The organism is Ralstonia insidiosa, from assembly GCF_008801405.1.
Lineage (GTDB): Bacteria > Pseudomonadota > Gammaproteobacteria > Burkholderiales > Burkholderiaceae > Ralstonia > Ralstonia insidiosa.
Window position 1 is genome coordinate 160,029 of the sequence record NZ_VZPV01000003.1, and the last position, 14,576, is coordinate 174,604.

16 protein-coding genes are annotated in these 14,576 nt (G+C 65.0%); 15 read left to right on the forward strand and 1 reads right to left on the reverse strand.

Features of this window, described 5'->3' with window-relative positions:
* The first annotated feature begins 205 nt into the window (after window positions 1-205).
* Together F7R11_RS22900 and F7R11_RS22905 are read left to right on the forward strand one after the other, a co-directional pair.
* A complete protein-coding gene (locus F7R11_RS22900) occupies window positions 206-1,153 on the forward strand; it encodes an alpha/beta hydrolase (RefSeq protein ID WP_064807568.1) in 948 nt (315 codons plus the stop codon).
* Window positions 1,154-1,197: 44 nt separating this feature from the next.
* Window positions 1,198-2,121 carry a dihydrodipicolinate synthase family protein gene (locus F7R11_RS22905; RefSeq protein WP_064807566.1) on the forward strand — a complete coding sequence of 308 codons (924 nt, stop codon included), beginning with the start codon at window positions 1,198-1,200 and terminating at the stop codon, window positions 2,119-2,121.
* Between the two features lie 26 nt (window positions 2,122-2,147).
* Here F7R11_RS22905 and F7R11_RS22910 read toward each other — a convergent pair whose 3' ends face one another.
* Entirely contained in the window at window positions 2,148-2,864 is a 717-nt protein-coding gene (locus F7R11_RS22910) for a GntR family transcriptional regulator (RefSeq protein WP_231973373.1), read from the reverse strand.
* A 194-nt stretch (window positions 2,865-3,058) separates the two neighbouring features.
* Between F7R11_RS22910 and F7R11_RS22915 the strand changes: the two genes are divergently transcribed.
* From F7R11_RS22915 to F7R11_RS22975, 13 genes are all read left to right on the forward strand, one after another.
* Complete coding sequence (locus tag F7R11_RS22915) at window positions 3,059-3,979, forward strand: fumarylacetoacetate hydrolase family protein (protein WP_064807563.1); 921 nt, start codon at window positions 3,059-3,061, stop codon at window positions 3,977-3,979.
* Window positions 3,980-4,022: 43 nt separating this feature from the next.
* The gene (locus F7R11_RS22920) at window positions 4,023-5,024 is read left to right on the forward strand and encodes an ABC transporter substrate-binding protein (RefSeq protein ID WP_031329057.1); all 1,002 of its coding nucleotides are present in this window, start codon (window positions 4,023-4,025) and stop codon (window positions 5,022-5,024) included.
* Window positions 5,025-5,091: 67 nt separating this feature from the next.
* A complete protein-coding gene (locus F7R11_RS22925; protein WP_021193876.1) occupies window positions 5,092-5,682 on the forward strand; it encodes a VOC family protein in 591 nt (196 codons plus the stop codon).
* Window positions 5,679-6,422 (forward strand): ABC transporter permease, encoded by a 744-nt coding sequence (locus F7R11_RS22930; protein WP_064807560.1) that lies wholly within the window; start codon window positions 5,679-5,681, stop codon window positions 6,420-6,422. Before F7R11_RS22925 ends, F7R11_RS22930 begins: the two co-directional genes overlap by 4 nt.
* Complete coding sequence (locus F7R11_RS22935; protein WP_064807558.1) at window positions 6,422-7,276, forward strand: ABC transporter ATP-binding protein; 855 nt, start codon at window positions 6,422-6,424, stop codon at window positions 7,274-7,276. Before F7R11_RS22930 ends, F7R11_RS22935 begins: the two co-directional genes overlap by 1 nt.
* A 72-nt stretch (window positions 7,277-7,348) precedes the next feature.
* Window positions 7,349-8,320: a LysR substrate-binding domain-containing protein gene (locus F7R11_RS22940; RefSeq protein ID WP_064807556.1), complete on the forward strand. Its 972-nt coding sequence runs from the start codon at window positions 7,349-7,351 to the stop codon at window positions 8,318-8,320.
* A gap of 133 nt (window positions 8,321-8,453) precedes the next feature.
* On the forward strand, window positions 8,454-9,944 hold the full coding sequence (locus F7R11_RS22945; RefSeq protein ID WP_064807555.1) for a 2-hydroxymuconic semialdehyde dehydrogenase: 1,491 nt from the start codon (window positions 8,454-8,456) through the stop codon (window positions 9,942-9,944).
* Window positions 9,941-10,762 (forward strand): fumarylacetoacetate hydrolase family protein, encoded by an 822-nt coding sequence (locus F7R11_RS22950; RefSeq protein WP_104577727.1) that lies wholly within the window; start codon window positions 9,941-9,943, stop codon window positions 10,760-10,762. Before F7R11_RS22945 ends, F7R11_RS22950 begins: the two co-directional genes overlap by 4 nt.
* A complete protein-coding gene (locus F7R11_RS22955) occupies window positions 10,759-11,700 on the forward strand; it encodes an acetaldehyde dehydrogenase (acetylating) (RefSeq protein WP_021193882.1) in 942 nt (313 codons plus the stop codon). Before F7R11_RS22950 ends, F7R11_RS22955 begins: the two co-directional genes overlap by 4 nt.
* Window positions 11,701-11,713: 13 nt before the next feature.
* On the forward strand, window positions 11,714-12,781 hold the full coding sequence (gene dmpG / locus F7R11_RS22960; protein ID WP_064807552.1) for a 4-hydroxy-2-oxovalerate aldolase: 1,068 nt from the start codon (window positions 11,714-11,716) through the stop codon (window positions 12,779-12,781).
* Window positions 12,778-13,542: a 2-keto-4-pentenoate hydratase gene (locus F7R11_RS22965; RefSeq protein WP_064807550.1), complete on the forward strand. Its 765-nt coding sequence runs from the start codon at window positions 12,778-12,780 to the stop codon at window positions 13,540-13,542. The genes dmpG and F7R11_RS22965 overlap by 4 nt, the downstream gene beginning before the upstream one ends.
* 11 nt (window positions 13,543-13,553) lie before the next feature.
* Window positions 13,554-13,985 (forward strand): RidA family protein, encoded by a 432-nt coding sequence (locus tag F7R11_RS22970; RefSeq protein WP_064807548.1) that lies wholly within the window; start codon window positions 13,554-13,556, stop codon window positions 13,983-13,985.
* A gap of 42 nt (window positions 13,986-14,027) precedes the next feature.
* A complete protein-coding gene (locus tag F7R11_RS22975; protein ID WP_064807546.1) occupies window positions 14,028-14,552 on the forward strand; it encodes a 3-hydroxyanthranilate 3,4-dioxygenase in 525 nt (174 codons plus the stop codon).
* The last annotated feature ends 24 nt before the right edge of the window (window positions 14,553-14,576 follow it).

Here is a 14,576-nt window from a genome sequence, read left to right on the forward strand (position 1 = left end):
GCGTGGCGGCGTGTGCCGTGATGGAAGGTGGGCACGACTGTGCCGCAAGTTCCCTGGAGGCTTCACTAGGTATACTACTTATACGTTGTGTATACACAAAGATGAATTTATATACCAGAATAGCTTCCAGTCGCCGTCCGATGGAGTTGGAGCCGGTGTGCTTCGTCTCGGACCTTGTTTTCGGGCGCTACGCAGGAGGCTGTAGATGCAAGTTTTGCAGGAACCGCTCGGCAATCTTTCCGCCGAGCTGAGGCAGCGCTTTGCGCAGATCGGCGCCGTATGGGGACGCGACATCAATGCGCACCGCGATCTGGTGGTCAATGCGTATACCCCGTTGGTGGCGACTGCTGCCAATGACGTGGCCGATGGATGCGAAGTCCAGCGCGAGGTGTCATACGGGCCGCATGAGCGCCAGCGCCTGGATGTGTTCGTCCACACCGCAACGCGTGAGGCCGGTTCGGCCGATGTGGTGGTGTTCGTGCACGGTGGCGCGTTCCTGCGCGGCAGCAAGAGCTTCAACGGGCTGATTTACGACAACGTGTCGCGCTGGTTTGCGCGGCAGGGGTGCGTGGCGGTCAACGTGGAATACCGGCTCGCACCACAGGCACCGTATCCCGCCGGTGCCGAGGACGTGGCCGCCGCACTCGATTGGGTGCGCACGCATGCCGTAGAACTGGGCGGCAGTCCACAGCGGATCTTTCTGGTGGGCCATTCGGCGGGTGGGGCGCATGTCGCCACGTATCTCGCCGATCCGGCATTGGCCGCGCGGCGCAGCACGCCCGTCGCAGGCGCGGTGCTGATCAGCGCCCGCGTGGTTGCCGACGTACTGCCCGACAACCCCAACGCCGCTGGCGTGCGCGCGTATTTCGGGGATGACGCCGCGTTGTACGCAGAGCGCTCACCGCTGACCCACGCAGAACACATCGACGTGCCGCTGATGGTGGTCGTGGCCGAGCACGAGAACCCGTACCTCGACGCCTATGGCGCGGCGTTCTTCGAGCGCGTGGCCCAGGCACGCCAGCGCACTGGTCGCCCCGCACGGGCGCCGCGCTTCGTGCAGATGCTCCGGCACAACCACACCTCGGTGGTCGCGCATTTCGATTCCGGCGAGACGCTGCTTGGCGACGCGATGCGCGACTTCTTCCGCGCGTGACGGCTCGCCGTTCCGCTCATCGCTTATCCCCATAGGAGACCCGCATGTCCGCATTTGGCAAGCCGCGCGTATTCGTGCCTGTCGTCACGCCGTTTCGCTCTGACCTGAGTGTCGATACACCGCGCTTTGTCGCGTTCTGCCGCTGGCTGGTTGGGCAGGGCGCAGGCTTGGCCGTGTTCGGCACCAACAGCGAGGCGAATTCGCTGAGCCTGGCCGAACGCCGTGCCGTGCTGGACGCCGTGTTTGCCGCCGACATCGACCGCGCGCAACTGCTGCCTGGCGCCGGTGCCTGCGCGCTGACGGAGGCGATCGAGTTGACGCGCCACGCGGTGGCTGGCCGCTGCGCGGGCGTGCTCATGCTGCCGCCGTTCTACTACCAGGGCGTAAGCGACGACGGCCTGTTTGCGTACTACTCCGAGGTCATCCAGGCCGTGGGGTCGGACGCACTGCGCGTGCTGCTGTATCACATCCCGCAATTCACGGGCGTGCCGATCTCGCACGCGCTGATCGAGCGATTGATTGCTGCGTATCCGAACACCGTGGTCGGCATCAAGGACAGCTCAGGCGATTGGGCGAATACCGAGGCGATGCTCAAGCGCTTTCCCGGGTTTGCCGTGTTTCCGGCATCTGAAGCGTTGCTGGGCAAAGCGCTGCCGCTGGGCGCGGCGGGCTGCATCTCTGCCACGGCCAACCTGCAGCCGCATGCGATTGCCCGCCTGTTGGCGGCAACCACGGCCGAGGACCGTGCAGTCTGGGAAGCAAAGGTGACGGGGTTGCGCACGGTCGTGCAGGCGCTGCCGATGATCCCGGCGCTCAAGGCCGTGGTGGGACACCACATGCAGCACGCCGGCTGGAGCCGCGTGCGCCCGCCCTTGACGGCGTTCAACGCAGAGCAGGCGAATGCGCTGCTCGCGCAGCTCGATGCATTGGGGTTCTCGATGCCGCCGGTCGATCAGGTGGCGGCATGAGCGTGTGGTTTGTGCCGGAAGAGGCGTCAGGCGCTGGCGCGGTTCGCGTGCTGCTGCTTCTTCAGGCGGCCCAGCACGACGATCGACAGGCGCGCCGTGTGGTCGCGCATCGCGTTGTAGGCGCGCTCCGGATCGGCGTCGAGGATGGCGGAGACGATTTCGCGGTGCTCGTCAGTGGCGGCCTCAAAGCGCGAGGGTGTTGCCGGCTGCGCGGCGCGGAAGCCTGCCAGGCGCTGGCGCTGCACCGCAATGATCGACGCCAGCGACTTGCTCTGCGCGCCCTTGCAGATCAGCTCGTGAAACTCGCGGTTGAGCTCGAAATAACCAGCCTCGTCGCCTTGCGCGATGGCCTCGTTCATGTCGCTCTGGAGCACTTCGAGCTGCTTCTTCTCGACCACGCTCATGCGCTGCGCGCTCAGGCGGCAGCAGAGCGCTTCAAGTTCGCACATGGCTTCGAGCATGTCGGCCAGCTCTTCGATGCTGAACTGCGCCACCACCACGCCCTTGCGCGGCGTGAGCTCTACCAGCCCACGGACGGCCAGCTCGCGCAGGGCTTCGCGGATGGGCGTGCGCGAGGCGTTGAAGCGCTCGGCCAGCGCCGCTTCTTCGAGCTTCTGACCGGGCTCAAGCGTGCCGTCAATGATCTCGTCGCACAGCAGTCGATAGATTTTGGAAGAGAGCGTCGTCATCGTGTCAGCGGTGGGGTTGGGCGCAACGGCGTCTGCGGCAGATGTGCGTCGCATTATGCGCCAGCCGCCCCCCAGGGCAACCCGATGCGATGCGTCGCACGTGCTGTATCGGCATCAACGACGTGCCTGCGAAGGCCCGCAGTGCGCCGGTTTTTCTGGAATGGGAGTATACGCTAGTTACATGTTGAATACATAGATTGGTATATGTATACAAAACAAATTCACTCATCACGACAGTGGGGACACAAGTGATCAGGTTCGGGATTGCAAGCTATGAATTGAATGGCCGCGTTGCCGCGGGTTTGAGCGTTGGCGACGCGTTGTACGACATGCAGACCGTGTTGAAGCAGGCCACGGGAGATGCAGCGCCGGTGGACGTTGACGCCCTCGTTCGGGGCTGGGACCAGAACGGTGCGGCCGCTGTGAAGCAGTTCGAGACCGCCGCACGCGCCATTGCCGACGGCACCATTGATGCCAAGCCGCTCACCGGCTACCGGCTGCGCGTGCCGTTCACGCCGCGCCGCATCTTTGCCGCGGCCTCCAACTACTACGAGCACGCCCGCGAGATGGGCACCGAGCTGGCCCCGCGCGAGGAAAGCACGCCGTACATGTTCATGAAGGCCGAGACCAGCGTGGTGCCGACGCTGGCTGAAGTGCGCATTCCGCCCCAGGCCGAGCGCGTGGACTGGGAGGTGGAGCTGGCTGTAGTGATCGGCAAGCCAGGCCGCCATATCGCCCTTGAAGATGCGCTGGACTACGTGGCGGGCTACACCGTGCTGAATGACGTGAGCGCGCGCGATCTCAACCGGCGGACGGACTATCCGTTCAAACACGACTGGTTTCGCGGCAAGAGTTTCGATACCTTCGGGCCCCTGGGGCCGTGGCTGGTGCCCCGCGCGTGCATTGCCGAGCCGCAAAATTTGCGCATGCGGCTGACGGTGAACGGCGAGACCATGCAGGACGGCAACACGTCGGAAATGATCTTCAGCGTGGCCGAGCAGATTCACTATCTGTCGTCGATCCTGACACTGCAGCCGGGCGATATGATTGCGACGGGCACGCCGACGGGGGTCGGCATGGGCCGCGGTATCTACCTGAAGCCGGGCGACGTGATGGTGGCGTCCATCGACGGCATCGGCTCGATCGAGAATCCGCTGGTGCAGGGGTGACACATGTGTGGTCCGGCCAGAGTACATCTTGACGGGAGAAGACATGCTGGAGCGGGTATGTGCCTTGATACGCGGGCTGGTGTTCGCGGCAGGGCTTGGAGCAGGGCTGGTGTCAGTGGTGCATGCGGCTGACACTGTACGCGTCAACCTGGCGTGGCTGCCGCAGGGCAGCACGGGTGGCATCCTGGTTGCACAGGCCAAGGGCTACTACAAGGAAGCCGGGCTGGACGTGACGGTCATGCGCGGCTACGGCGGGCAGCGCACCGTCAACGAGGTCGACGCCGGGCTCTTCGAGTTCGGTTACGGCGACCCGGTGAGCGTGGCGCTCAACCGCGCGCACGGCGGGCACACGGTGATGGTGGGCGCGATCAACACGCGCTGGCCGGGTGCCATGTGCTATGTGGAGCGGCCCGGCTTCAAGGTGACTTCACTCAAGGATCTGGCCGGCATGACGCTGGGCGGGGGCGGTGCATCGGCGGTGCAGAACATCGTGCCGGCCTGGCTCAAGCAGAACGGCATGGCACCCGACGCCATCAAGCTGGTGCGGCTGGACCCGGCGGTGATCAACACCGCGCTGCTGCAGAAGCGCATCGACTTGTCCGAATGTTGGGAGGGCGCCAGCCTGCCGGTGCAGCAGGCGTTCGCGCAGCGTGCGGGCCAGAAGCTGGGCAAGGTGTACTACCGCGATTTCGGCCTCGACATGATGGGCAGCGGCATCGTCACCACCGACGGCTACATCGCGCAGCATCCGGATGTGGTCAAGCGCTTTGTCGAGGCCACGTACCGCGGCTACGCCTTCATGCGTGACCAGCCCAAGGCCGCGGTGGACGCGATCGTCGCGCAGCAGCCGCTGCTCGACCGTGCCATCCTGCAGCAGCAGATTGCGGAAACCAACAACCTGATCTCGGACGAACCGGACAAGCACAAGATCGGCTGGCTGCGCCCTGAACGCATCAACGGGACGGTCGAGTTCCTGTCGCGCGCGTTTGACCTGGGCGGCAAGGTCAAGCCTGGCGATCTGTACACGAACCGCTTCGTCGAATGAGCGTGCAATGAATCCGGGGCTACGGCCCAACCCGCCCACCATGTATGGGCACATTGGAGTGAGACACATGAACAGCTTGCGTCCCAAGCGGCTTGGACACATGGTTTTGATGGTGCGGGACATCCAGCGCTCGGCCAAGTTCTACACCGAAGTCCTGGGCCTGAAGGTGTCGGACTGGATTGGCGACCAGATGGTCTTTCTGCGCGCCGGCACCGACCACCATGACCTGGCGCTGTCCCAGTTGCCGAAGGATTCGCCCGACTTCAACGACCTGCCGCGCTACTCGCGCCCGGGGCTGGAGCACTTCTCTTACCTGATCGACAGCGTTGAAGAGATGGAGCGCTCGGTCAAGGTGCTGCAGGAGCACGGCGTGGAGATCGTGCGCGGCATTGGCCGACACGGCCCCGGCGACAACTACTTCCTCGTCTTCAAGGACCCGGACGGCAACAACGTCGAGGTCTACTGCAACATGGAGCAGATTGGCGAGCGCGACCCGCGCGAGGCGCAGGTGTGGGAGCGCAGCATCGAGTCGTTCGACCAATATCGCTTCGAGCGCTTTGTCGTGCCGCCGCCGCCGCACCTCGTTGCACAGAAGTCCGGTGGAGCGGCACCCCAGGCGGAATCTGCCGATAAAGAGAAGCCCGGAGACAAGTCATGAGGCGTGCGCTTGAAACCGTCGCGTTCTGGATCGTTGTCGGGCTGGTGTGGGAGTTTGGCGTGCGCTGGAGCGGCGCGCCGGAATATGTGTGGCCGTCGCTGTCGTCGGTGCTGGCTGCCGGCTGGGAGATGCGTGCGCAGCTGCTTAGCGACACCGTCACCACTGCAGGGGAGGTCTTTGCCGGCTTCATGCTCGCGCTGGTGAGCGGGCTGGCGCTGGGGTTGCTGGCCAGCACATCGGCCATCGCTCGCCGCACGCTGTTTCCGCTGGTGACGGCGCTGCAGAGCATGCCGAAGATCGCACTGGCGCCGCTGTTGATTGTTTGGTTCGGCTACGGCTTTGCCTCCAAGCTGGCGGCTGCGGTGCTGTTTGCGTTCTTCCCGATCGTGGTGGCCACCATGGGCGGCCTGGCCGGTGTGCCGCAGAACCTGGATGAACACTTCCGCGCGCTGGGGGCATCAGCATCGCGCACGTTCTGGCACCTGCGCCTGCCCGCTGCCATGCCTGCGCTCATGGACGGCTTGAAGATCGCCATGCCGCTGGCGGTGATCGGCGCGATCGTGGGTGAGTTCATCGGCTCGGAATCGGGGCTTGGGCATCTGATCGTGTTCGCAACGTCGAACGCGCAAACGCCGCTGTGCTTTGCGGCCATCCTGATGGTGACGGCGCTGGCGATGGTGTTCTACGCCGCAGTGGATGGGGTCTCGCGTGCTGTCTGGTGGAGAGGAGTCACGGTCTGATGGGAATCGTCAATCTGTCGCGCGTTGTGCCGCGCGAAACGGCAGTGCTTTCCGCCGCCGCCAACCCTGCGCCTCAGGACGCGGAGGCTCGCGTGATGATCGATGTCGACAACGTCGGCAAGCGCTTTGCCGCGCGTGGTGATGCTGCGGCCTTCAATGCGCTCGAAGATGTGTCGATGCAGGTGCGGCAGCGCGAGTTCGTGTCCATCCTGGGGCCCAGCGGCTGCGGCAAGAGCACGCTGCTGCGCATGGTATCGGGGCTGGTGCCGTGCGATGCGGGTGAGATCCGTGTCGATGGCCGGTCGATTACCGCGCCAGTCCCCGAGATCGGCGTGGTGTTCCAGACCAGCAACATGCTGCCCTGGCTCACGGTGGGCGACAACATCCGCCTGGGCGCCAAACTGCGCAACCTGCCGACCGTGAAGACCGAGGCGCGCCTGCCGGGCCTGCTCGACACGCTGGGCCTCACGCAGTTTGTCGACCGCTACCCGCACGAGCTGTCGGGCGGCATGCGGCAGCGCGCCGCCATCGGCCAGATTCTGCTGCTGGAGCCGCGCGTGATGCTGATGGACGAGCCATTCGGCGCGCTGGATGCGCTCACGCGCGACAAGCTCAACGTCGAGCTGCTGCGCATCTGGCAGCAGAGCACGCTGACGGTGCTGCTGGTTACGCACAGCATTCACGAGGCAGTGTTCCTGTCCGACCGTGTGCTCGTCATGTCGCCACGGCCGGGCCGCGTGCAGCACGACGTGAAGATCGACCTGCCGCGCCCCCGCCAGCCGGACGAGATCAAACGCGACCCGCGTTACGGCGAATACGTGTCGGAGCTGTCGCGCATGATGGGGGTGTTCTGACCGGATCGTGGGTTCTGCTCGGGGCGGGCGGCTGCTACGATCGCGCATCGCCCGCCCTGAATGCACACTGATATGCAAGCTAATCCGCTCAGCGAGATCTCCCTGATCCGCCGGCTGAAACTGAATCAACTGATGATCTTCGAGCGTGTGCTGGAAACGCGCTCGGTCGTGCGTGCCGCCAACGAGATGCGGTTGACCCAGCCGGCGGTGACCAAGGTCATCCACGAGCTGGAATCGTGCTTTGACGGCGCGCTGTTCTCGCGCTCCAACCGCGGCGTGGTGCCGACGGAACTGGGGCTGCTGCTGGGCCGGCGCGTGAAGTCGTTGATGGCCGAACTGCGCTACATGACCGACGAGTTGAACGATTTCCGGCTCGGTACCAGCGGGCACGTCATTGTCGGCACGTTGATCTCGGCATCGGCGCGGTTGCTGCCGCGCGCCATCGCCACGCTCAAGGCGCGCACACCCAACGTACTCGTCACCGTGCGGGAAGGTACCACGGCGCACCTGTTCCCAGCACTGGCGACGGGCGATCTGGATATCGTCGTCGGTCGCCTGCCCGAGCGGGAACTGCCGATTGCCAGCGCGTTTCCGCTCACGCACGAAGTGCTGTTCGACGAGTCACTGTGCGCGGTGGTGGGCAAGGGTTATGGCGCGTTGCCTGAACGTGTGGCGCATCTGTCGGAGCTGGCCGATTCGCCCTGGATTCTGCCGACGCCGGATTCTCCTGCGCGGCTGGCCGCCGAGCATCTGTTTCGTTCAGCCGGGTTGCCGCTGCCGACCGATATTGTCGAATCGCTCTCACTGCTGACCAATATCGGCCTGCTGCTGGAGACACCGCGCATTGCGCTGATGCCGCGCGTGGCGGCTCGGCAGTTCACGGATGCAGGCCTGCTGCGCATTCTCGATCTGCCTGAGACGGCAGCATTCGGCACCGTCGGTTTCTCGCTGCGCTCGCACAAGGAGCAGAGCGCTGCGTGCCGGGTTTTTATCGAATGCCTGCGAGAAGCCGCACAAGCCACCGCGCCCGATACCGGCGCGTAGCCCCGAAACCCAAGCGGGGCAAGGCTTGCGCTGGTATTCCGGTTTGGGATACTCAGCGCCGAATGTTTCATTGTTCATCTCTGCCGCGCGTCCCTAGACTCCTGCAAAACCTTCAACAAGAGCAGGAGACGCTGTGAATCAGGAATCGGCTGACGCCGCACGCACCCCGCGGCTTTTACGGCATTACATCAACGGCGAATTCGTGGCGAGCGCCACCACTTTTGCCGATGTCAGCCCCGTCGACGGCACGCTGGTCGCCCAGGTCTGCGAGGCTGATGCGGCCGCTGTGGACCAGGCCGTGCGCGCTGCACGTGCGGCGCAAGCGGCAGGCTGGCGCGACACCACCCCCGCCCAGCGCGCCGACTGGCTGCACCGCATTGCCGATGGCATCCAGGCGCGGTTTGACGAATTCGTTGCCGCCGAAGTGGCCGACACCGGCCGCCCGCTCACGCAGGCCCGCACGCTGGATGTGGCACGCGGCATCGCCAACTTCCGCACCTTTGCCGACCTGATCCGCACGGCCAACAGCGAATTCTTCGAGACGCACACGCCGGACGGCAGCGAGTTCATCAACTACGTGCGCCGCAAGCCGCTGGGCGTGATCGGCATCATCTCGCCGTGGAACCTGCCACTGCTGCTGTTCACGTGGAAGGTGGCGCCAGCATTGGCCATGGGCAACTGCGTGGTCGCCAAGCCCTCGGAAGAGACACCGGGCTCCGCCACGCTGCTGGCCGAGGTCATGCACGACGTGGGCCTGCCGCCGGGCGTGTTCAACCTGATCCACGGCCACGGGCCGAACGCGGCGGGGGAATTCCTGACGCGCCATCCGGACATCAGCGCCATCACCTTCACGGGCGAATCGCGCACCGGCAGCACGATCATGAAGACCGTAGCCGACGGCGTGAAGGAGATCTCGTTCGAGCTGGGCGGCAAGAATGCCGCCGTGGTGTTTGCGGATGCGGATTTCGATGCGGCAGTGGAGGGCGTCGTCAAATCCAGCTTCACCAATGCCGGGCAGGTGTGCCTGTGCAGCGAGCGCGTGTATGTCGAGCGGCCGATCTTCGACCGCTTTGTCGCGGCACTCAAAGCACGCACGGAAACGCTGTGCGTCGGCGCGCCGGACGACCCGGCCACCACCATGGGTCCGCTCATTTCGCGCGGCCATCGCGAGAAGGTGTTGTCGTACTTCCGCCTGGCGGTGGAAGAGGGGGCGACGGTCGTCACCGGCGGCGGCGTGCCGCAGTTTGGCGATGCACGCGATGACGGCGCCTTCGTGCAGCCGACCATCTGGACCGGCCTGCCCGATACCGCACGCTGTGTGAAAGAAGAGATCTTCGGCCCGGTGTGCCATATCGCCCCGTTCGACACGGAAGAAGAAGTGATCCGCCGCGTGAACGACAGCGCCTATGGTCTGGCCGCCAGCATCTGGACCACGCAGCTCGCACGCGGCCATCGTGTGGCCAAGCAGATCGAAACGGGCATCGTTTGGGTCAACGCGTGGTTTGTGCGAGACCTGCGTACGCCGTTTGGCGGCGCCAAGCTCTCCGGTATCGGCCGTGAAGGCGGGCGCCATTCCCTGGACTTCTATTCCGAACTGACCAACGTCTGCGTGAGGGTCGCATGAGCGCCATTGATATGAACGCGGCCATCGCGCTGGCCCACGATCTGTGGCAGGCCGAGCAAGACCGCACACCGCGTGCGCCGGTGCGTGACGCCATTGCCGCACTTGGCGGCGATCCGCTGGAAGCGGCCTACGCTGTGCAGCGCGTCAACACGGAGCGCAAGCTGGCCAGCGGCCGTCGCCTGGTCGGCCGCAAGATCGGCTTGACGTCGAAGGCTGTGCAGGCGCAGCTCGGCGTCGACCAACCCGACTTCGGCATGCTGTTCGACGACATGGCGATTGCCGACGGCGAAGAGATCGCCCTGTCGCGCACGCTGCAGCCAAAGGTCGAAGCCGAGATCGCCCTCGTGTTGGAACACGACCTGCCGTACGAGCGCCACACCATTGCCGACCTGATTCGTGCCACCGCCTACGCGTTGCCCGCCATCGAGATCGTGGGCAGCCGCATCGCCAACTGGGATATCCGCCTGACCGACACCGTGGCCGACAACGCGTCGAGCGGCCTGTTCGTGCTGGGCAACCGGCCGGTCAAGCTCGATGCGTTTGACGCCATCCAGTGCGGCATGGTGATGGAGCGCCGCGGTGATCAGGTCAGCGTCGGTGCGGGGGCGGCGTGCCTCGGCAACCCGCTGCACGCCGCACTGTGGCTGGCCAACACCATGACCCGCGTGAACGCGCCGCTCAAAGCCGGCGACATCGTGCTGACGGGCGCGCTCGGGCCGATGGTCGGCGTGGCGCCCGGCGATGTCTTCACTGCGCATATCGAAGGCCTCGGCAGCGTGAGCGCCTGTTTCTCCACCCAACCGGATTCCGCACAATGAAGGGCAACAAAAAGCAGGCCGTCGCCATCATCGGCTCCGGCAATATCGGCACTGATCTGATGATCAAGGTGCTACGCAGCGCCCTGCATCTGGAGATGGGCGCGATGGTCGGCATCGACCCCAACTCCGACGGGCTGGCACGCGCCGCCCGGCTGGGCGTGCCGACCACGGCCAAGGGCATCGAAGGGCTGGTCGCCATGCCCAACTTTGGCGACATCCGTATCGCGTTTGACGCGACCTCCGCTGGCGCGCATGCCCACCATGCAGAGGTGCTGCGTCAGCATGGCGTGCAGGTGATTGATCTGACACCGGCAGCCATCGGCCCCTTTGTCGTGCCAGTCGTGAACCTGTTCGAGCACGTGGAGGCCCCCAACGTGAACATGGTCACGTGCGGCGGCCAGGCGACGATTCCTATCGTGTATGCGGTCTCACGCGTGGCACCCGTGCATTACGCAGAGATCGTTGCCTCCATCGCCAGCCGCTCTGCCGGGCCTGGCACACGCGCCAACATTGACGAGTTCACGGAGACCACCTCCAAAGCCATCGAAACGGTGGGCGGTGCTGCACGCGGCAAGGCGATCATCGTGCTGAACCCAGCCGAGCCGCCGCTGATGATGCGCGACACCGTGTACTGCCTGACCGACGAAGACGCCGACACCACCGCCATTGCCGATTCGATCGAAGCCATGGTGGCCGCTGTCGCCAGCTATGTGCCGGGCTATCGGCTCAAACAGGCCGTGCAGTTTGACCGCTACACCGCCGACAGCCCGCTCGCGCTACATGCGAACGACCGCCGCGCGGGGCTGAAGGTGAGCGTCTTCCTGGAAGTGGAGGGCGCCGCGCACTACCTGCCGTCGTACGCAGGCAACCTGGACATCATGACCTCGGCAGCGCTGGCCGCCGCCGAGCAGATCGCGGCAAGCCGCGCAGCCGCCTGATGGGAGATCGGCCATGACCAATAACACCAAGAAGATCTACGTCTCAGACGTGACGCTGCGCGACGGTATGCACGCGATCCGTCATCAGTATTCGCTGGAGCATGCCGTTGCCATTGCCCGCGCGCTGGACGATGCGGGTGTCGACAGCATTGAAGTGGCGCACGGCGACGGGCTGTCCGGCTCGAGCTTCAACTACGGCTTCGGCGCGCATACCGACCTGGAGTGGATTGCCGCCGTTGCCGGCACCGTCAAGCGGGCCCGCGTGGCAACGCTGCTGCTGCCCGGCATCGGCACTGTGCATGACCTGCGTGCCGCCTACGATGCGGGCGCCCGCGTCGTGCGCATTGCCACCCACTGCACCGAGGCCGACATCTCGAAGCAGCACATCGAGTACGCGCGCTCGCTCGGCATGGACACCGTGGGCTTCCTGATGATGTCGCACATGACCACGCCGCAGGCACTGGGCGTACAGGCCAAGCTGATGGAAAGCTACGGTGCGCAATGCGTCTACGTGGTGGACTCCGGCGGCGCCCTGAGCATGCGCGATGTGGCTGAGCGTTTCGATGCACTCAAGGGCGTGCTCGACCCCGCCACGCAAACCGGCATGCACGCGCACCACAACCTCTCGCTGGGGGTGGCGAACTCCATCGTTGCGCTAGAGCATGGGTGCGACCGCGTGGATGCCTCGCTGACCGGCATGGGGGCGGGCGCCGGCAATGCACCGCTTGAGGCGTTCATTGCCGCGGTGGACCGCATGGGCCTGAACCACGGCTGCGACGTGAAGAAGCTGATCGACGCCGCAGAAGACATCGTGCGCCCGCTGCAAGAGCGCCCCGTGCGAGTGGACCGCGAAACGCTCGCGCTGGGTTACGCCGGCGTGTATTCCAGCTTCCTGCGGCATACCGAAGCGGCGGCGGCCAAGTACGGCTTGTCTGCGTTCGACATCATGGTCGAGCTGGGCCGCCGCCGCATGGTGGGCGGTCAGGAAGACATGATCGTCGACGTGGCGCTCGACATGCTGAAGGCCCGTGCGTCGGACCATGAGTCGGCCCAGCAATCGCCGAGCAAGGAGGCTGCATGACCGATCTCAACGCCGTTGCCGCACGCGTGGATGATGCCGCGCGCTACGCAGAGCCGATCGCCCAGTTGACCGAAGACGCAGGTTTCTCGCTGGACGAAGCCTACGATATCCAACGCGCGTCGATTGAGCGCCGTATCCATCGCGGTGAGAGCATGGTCGGCGTCAAGCTGGGCTTCACCAGCCGGGCCAAGATGGTGCAGATGGGCGTCGACAGCCTGATCTGGGGCTGGTTGACCGACACGATGCTCGAAGAAGACGGTGGGCGCGTGCCGCTGGATCGCTTCATCCATCCGCGTGTTGAGCCCGAGGTCTGCTTCCTGACCAGCCGCGAGATTGACCGCCCGCTCACGCTGCTCGAAGCCGCGAGCTATCTGGACGCCGTGGCGCCCGCCATGGAGATCATCGATTCGCGCTACCGCAACTTCAAGTTCACGCTGGAAGACGTGGTGGCCGACAACTGCTCGTCGGCCGGCCTCGTCATCGGGCCGTGGACGCGCCGCTTTGACGGGTTGCGCAACGCGGGGGTGCTGATGCGCATGAACGGCCGCGCGGTGCAGGTGGGCTCGACCGCCGCAATTCTGGGTGACCCGCTGCGCTCGGTTGTGCAGGCCTCGCGCCTGATCTCGCAGAGCGGGCTGGTGCTGCCAGCGGGCTCACTCATCATGGCCGGCGCGGCCACGGCAGCCGAAGCGCTGCCGCGCGGCGCGCACGTGCAGTGCGTGGTCAACGGATTTGGCACCACGGAATTCACTACCTACTGAGCGTCATCGACATGACCACTGAAACCAATCCGCAAGGACGCCTCGTCGCCGGTAAAGCCAAACCGCGCGGCCGCTTTCCGCACATCACCCGTGCGGGCGATTTCCTGTTCGTCTCGGGCACCAGTTCGCGCCGTCCGGACAACACCATTGCTGGCGCTTCGGCTGATGCACTGGGCACGACGCAACTCGATATTCGCGAGCAGACCCGCGTGGTGATCGAGAACATCCGCGACATCCTGCGCAGCGAAGGTGCGGATCTGTCCAACCTGGTCGAGATCACCTCGTTCCTGGTCAACATGAACGACTTCGCCGGATACAACGCGGTGTATGGGGAATACTTTGATGAGACCGGCCCGACCCGCACGACGGTGGCGGTGCACCAGTTGCCGCATCCGCATCTGGTGATCGAGATGAAGGCGATTGCCTACGCGCCGAAGCGATAACGCCCGACAACAAGAACAACGCCAGGTTGCAAGGAGCGAGACATGCTGACGTACGGAAAGCCATTCAACTTCCAGAAGTGGATCGATGAACACGCCCATCTGCTCAAGCCGCCAGTCGGCAATCAGCAGGTGTGGCAGGACAGCGATTTCATCGTGACCGTGGTGGGTGGGCCGAACCACCGCACCGATTACCACGACGATCCGCTCGAAGAGTTTTTCTATCAACTGCGCGGCAATGCGTATCTGAACCTGTGGATCGACGGCAAGCAGGACCGTGTGGCTTTGAAGGAGGGCGATGTCTTCCTGCTGCCGCCGCACGTACGGCACTCGCCGCAGCGGCCCGAGGCGGGCAGTGTTTGCCTGGTGATCGAGCGCCAGCGCCCGGCGGGGCTGCTCGATGGTTTCGAGTGGTACTGCGATGCCTGCGGCCACCTTGTCCACCGCGTCGAGGTGCAGCTCAAGAGCATCGTGCGCGATTTGCCGCCGCTGTTCGAAGCGTTCTACGCATCGGAAGACAAACGCCGCTGCCCGCAGTGCGGCCACATCCACCCAGGCAAGGCCGCCTGACGGTCTGGCGTTCCCTCACAAGCA

What these genes read in the sequence shown, in the direction of transcription:
- F7R11_RS22900 (WP_064807568.1), top strand. Translation starts at nt 206, where the DNA reads ATGCAAGTTTTGCAGGAACCGCTCGGCAATCTTTCCGCCGAGCTGAGG.
- F7R11_RS22905 (WP_064807566.1), top strand. Translation starts at nt 1,198, where the DNA reads ATGTCCGCATTTGGCAAGCCGCGCGTATTCGTGCCTGTCGTCACGCCG.
- F7R11_RS22910 (WP_231973373.1), bottom strand. Translation starts at nt 2,864, where the DNA reads ATGCGACGCACATCTGCCGCAGACGCCGTTGCGCCCAACCCCACCGCT.
- F7R11_RS22920 (WP_031329057.1), top strand. Translation starts at nt 4,023, where the DNA reads ATGCTGGAGCGGGTATGTGCCTTGATACGCGGGCTGGTGTTCGCGGCA.
- F7R11_RS22925 (WP_021193876.1), top strand. Translation starts at nt 5,092, where the DNA reads ATGAACAGCTTGCGTCCCAAGCGGCTTGGACACATGGTTTTGATGGTG.
- F7R11_RS22930 (WP_064807560.1), top strand. Translation starts at nt 5,679, where the DNA reads ATGAGGCGTGCGCTTGAAACCGTCGCGTTCTGGATCGTTGTCGGGCTG.
- F7R11_RS22935 (WP_064807558.1), top strand. Translation starts at nt 6,422, where the DNA reads ATGGGAATCGTCAATCTGTCGCGCGTTGTGCCGCGCGAAACGGCAGTG.
- F7R11_RS22940 (WP_064807556.1), top strand. Translation starts at nt 7,349, where the DNA reads ATGCAAGCTAATCCGCTCAGCGAGATCTCCCTGATCCGCCGGCTGAAA.
- F7R11_RS22950 (WP_104577727.1), top strand. Translation starts at nt 9,941, where the DNA reads ATGAGCGCCATTGATATGAACGCGGCCATCGCGCTGGCCCACGATCTG.
- F7R11_RS22955 (WP_021193882.1), top strand. Translation starts at nt 10,759, where the DNA reads ATGAAGGGCAACAAAAAGCAGGCCGTCGCCATCATCGGCTCCGGCAAT.
- dmpG (WP_064807552.1), top strand. Translation starts at nt 11,714, where the DNA reads ATGACCAATAACACCAAGAAGATCTACGTCTCAGACGTGACGCTGCGC.
- F7R11_RS22965 (WP_064807550.1), top strand. Translation starts at nt 12,778, where the DNA reads ATGACCGATCTCAACGCCGTTGCCGCACGCGTGGATGATGCCGCGCGC.
- F7R11_RS22970 (WP_064807548.1), top strand. Translation starts at nt 13,554, where the DNA reads ATGACCACTGAAACCAATCCGCAAGGACGCCTCGTCGCCGGTAAAGCC.
- F7R11_RS22975 (WP_064807546.1), top strand. Translation starts at nt 14,028, where the DNA reads ATGCTGACGTACGGAAAGCCATTCAACTTCCAGAAGTGGATCGATGAA.